Here is a 301-nt window from a genome sequence, read left to right as displayed (position 1 = left end):
CATGGCAATTCCTTCCTGGAAAATCTTTCCCGCATTACTTTGTGGTAATACTGTTGTCTTCAAACCAGCAACCTATACTCCTGCCAGTGCTGGTGAATTTGTTGATGCCTTAGTCCAGGCTGGAATTCCTGATGGTGTGGTGAATATTGTCTATGGTTCTGGCGGCAAAATTGGCGAAGCAATAATTAATCATCCAGATATTTGCGGCGTCTCCTTTACTGGCTCCTCAGAAATTGGTAAAAGAATTGCCGAAGTTTGCGGAAAGACCTTAAAACGGTGTTCTTTAGAACTTGGTGGTAAG

The 301-nt window shown here is 43.2% G+C and carries 1 protein-coding gene; it reads left to right on the top strand.

Features of this window, described 5'->3' with window-relative positions; all coding sequences use genetic code 11:
• The coding region (locus N2201_07125) for an aldehyde dehydrogenase family protein (GenBank protein MCX7785970.1) at positions 1-301 on the top strand (301 nt) is incomplete at both ends.

Source organism: candidate division WOR-3 bacterium (assembly GCA_026418155.1).
Lineage (GTDB): Bacteria > Hydrothermota > Tepidihabitantia > Tepidihabitantales > CAIPLT01 > JAOABV01.
Note: the sequence above shows the minus strand (reverse complement) of the source record. Positions and strands in the feature narration are given on the sequence as shown.